Genomic DNA, 2,791 nt, shown 5'->3' on the forward strand with positions numbered 1-2,791 from the left:
CATCCCGACACACCCCAGTCCCAACGCACACAACGCAATCCGACCTCAGAGCAACCGCTCATCGGTGGATTGAGGCTTAGGGGCACCGTATTGCGCGTATTGCTGCGCGGATGCCAGAGATGGCCTGTTTGGCGATGAGGGATTTGATGGGGCGTGGAGCGAGGCGATGATCTGGTCGCTGAGAACCCTTGCCGAGCTGGAATTCGGCGGCCCTCCTGCCTACAATCAACTGGCAGAACCACCTCGGCCAGGGCCAGATTCGGACATCCTGATGCTGTGTCGAATGCTCGTCGCACGACGGGGCATTCAAGCGTTGGGGTCCGAGAGGAAGTGCCATTCATGGACTGATTGGCTTGCGCTGGCTGGACTTCTTGATGGGGGTGTTCGCCGAAGCCGCGGGGTCACGGTCGTCGCCAAAGACGGCCACCTGTGCAAGTCCCTACTAGAACGCCAGGTAGATGACTTTTTCTATGACAACAATATTGAGCACGAGCCGGAGCCCTGGTACCCCTACGACTCCGAGCTGAATCCCCACGGCTACAGGGCGGATTGGAAACTACGCGACGGGACGTTCGTCGAAGCCTTGGGCTTCCCCGACGATACCACGTACATGGCCAAGGCGGACCACAAAATCCGTCTGGCACAGCAGTTCGGAATCGACGTTGTTGTCGTTACCGAGGATGTACTACGCAGCCTTCCAGCGATATTCAGTAGGTGGATGCCGTGAATCTGGGATTGCCCCCGGAATAGTTGTGATCACGCTAACGCTTCTCGGGCGAATTCGTCGATCACGTTGAGCATATTCAGCGTTCGCCCGTCGGAGGTGGGCGTCGAACTGGAAGTCCATCGCCCAGATGATGTTCGGTGCGATCGGGCACATCGCGCCGACGGCGGTCCCGATGTCGGTCAGGCGTTTCTTCTTGCGGCGCTGGGGCACTCGCAGGCCCTCTTGGCGCCACAGTCGGCGGACGCGCCACCAGGCTGCCCTCGAATGGTTAGTAGTCGCTTCTACTCGCCCGCCGAGTCGTTATCCGGGCCCTCTGATTCTGTCCCGGCATCCTCGTCGGGCGGTGGATCGCCGACTGGTTCGGCTAGTTCCCACCACTCTTCAACGATTTCTCGGATCCGATCGGCGGGTTGCCCATTGACCGGCACCAAGGTTGTTGGTTTACGTCCGATGCCATTGAGAGAACAGCCTAGTTGATAAACGTGATTTTCGCCGACGATATAGCGGTCATGCAGCAGTCGGGAATCCGCAAATCGGATAGTGATTTCCAACCCAGGCAGTGTTTGGTAGACTTGCCACACCACTTTTTCGTGCGATTTCGTCGGCAGTCTCAGGATCACCCGTGTCGCGCCAGTGAAACTCGCTACGTCGAGGAACTGCTCGGGCTTGAGGTACGGGTCAACAATCAGGCAGGGCCCGATTTCGGCGATAGTCGCGACCAGGCTGCCCCATGCCAGCGGGTCATCGCCGTCGAGCACCGTTATTTCTGCGTCAGTGGCTTGATCAGTGTCCTGGCGAAGAAGGGCTCGACCTAGTCCTGTCAGGACCAAGCCCGCCCCATTTGCCGACTGTTCGATCCAATGCAGTCGCTTCAACTGGTCAATTCCCGTCTCGTCGGGCGCTCGCTCCTCAACCTCCCGTGCGCCTTCCCGGACGCCCAGCCAAGCCGAAATATTCGGTATAACGGGTTTCGCCAGCGGTGACAGCTGACGGTTGAAGGCATCGACCGACTTCGCGATATCCCGGTTCATTCCGTCAAAATAGGAGCCTACGTCAAAGGCCGGACCAAGATCGGGCATCGTGATCCCCGGCCTCTTCACAACCCGGCGGGTCACCTTTCCCGGCAGGGGATCGGGGCGTTCCACCCACTCGATCACTTCTTCAGGCGTTGGTGAATAGCCTCCATGATTCGCCGCCTGAATGAACGCCAGGATACGCCGCTGATTTTCGTTGAGAATTGACATCGGCTCCCCTTCGATTATTTTGACAGAAGCGTATCGCCATGGGCTGTCGGTTCCGGTCGAAAAGTGAGCAGGTGATTCCGGTCGAAAAGTGAGCACCCTTCGATTGGAGAGTGATCACTGTGGAGGATTGGGCCGAGATCCGCCGGTTGTATCGGTCGGAGAAGTTGTCGCAGGCTGCGATCGCGCGGGAGCTGGGGCTGTCGCGAAACACCGTGGCCAAGGCGCTGCGCGCCGATGAGCCGCCGCGGTATGAGCGAGCGCCGGTGACGACGTCGGCGTGGGCGCAGATTGAGCCGGCGGTGCGAAATGTGCTGAGAAGTCATCCGAGGATGCCGGCGACGGTGATTGCTGAGCGGGTGCGCTGGGCCGGTGGGCATTCGTGGTTCAGCGAAAATGTGGCAAGGATTCGCCCGGAGTACGCGCCAGCTGATCCGTGCGATCGGTTGGTGCATTTACCTGGTGAGCAAGTGCAGTGCGATCTGTGGTTCCCCGGTCAGTTGGTGCCCGACCACGGCAAGGTGCTGCGGTCGTTTCCGGTGTTGGTGATGGTGGCCGCCTATTCGCGGTTCATCGCCGCGGTGATGATCCCGTCGCGGGTGACCGGGGATCTGTTGGCTGGCATGTGGCTGTTGCTGTCGCAGCAGGTTGGAGCGGTGCCGCGCAGCTTGTTGTGGGACAACGAAGCCGGGATCGGCCAACGCGGGCGACTGGCCGAGTGGGTGGCGGGGTTTTGCGGTGTGTTGGGTTGCGTCCACCAGAGTGGTGTACGAGTCGGGACCTGATCTTGGTGACCGGCGTGTCGTAGCCAAATGATTGAAGG

The 2,791-nt window shown here is 60.0% G+C and carries 2 protein-coding genes and 2 pseudogenes; 2 read left to right on the top strand and 2 right to left on the bottom strand.

Features of this window, described 5'->3' with window-relative positions:
• Nucleotides 1–166 precede the first annotated feature (166 nt).
• Nucleotides 167–727 (top strand): hypothetical protein, encoded by a 561-nt coding sequence (locus B8W67_RS19960; RefSeq protein WP_133056178.1) that lies wholly within the window; start codon nt 167–169, stop codon nt 725–727.
• Nucleotides 728–759: 32 nt separating this feature from the next.
• Here B8W67_RS19960 and B8W67_RS19965 read toward each other — a convergent pair.
• A pseudogene (locus B8W67_RS19965) lies at nt 760–973 on the bottom strand (IS3-like element ISMyma8 family transposase); the annotation flags it as partial.
• A gap of 35 nt (nt 974–1,008) precedes the next feature.
• The gene (locus tag B8W67_RS20680) at nt 1,009–1,971 is read right to left on the bottom strand and encodes a hypothetical protein (RefSeq protein WP_133056179.1); all 963 of its coding nucleotides are present in this window, start codon (nt 1,969–1,971) and stop codon (nt 1,009–1,011) included.
• Between the two features lie 119 nt (nt 1,972–2,090).
• On the opposite strand from B8W67_RS20680, the pseudogene B8W67_RS19975 reads away from it, so the two are divergent.
• Nucleotides 2,091–2,717, top strand: a pseudogene (locus B8W67_RS19975) (IS21 family transposase); the annotation flags it as partial.
• Between the last annotated feature and the right edge of the window lie 74 nt (nt 2,718–2,791).

The sequence above is a fragment of the Mycolicibacillus koreensis genome, from assembly GCF_002104795.1.
Taxonomy (GTDB): domain Bacteria; phylum Actinomycetota; class Actinomycetes; order Mycobacteriales; family Mycobacteriaceae; genus Mycobacterium; species Mycobacterium koreense.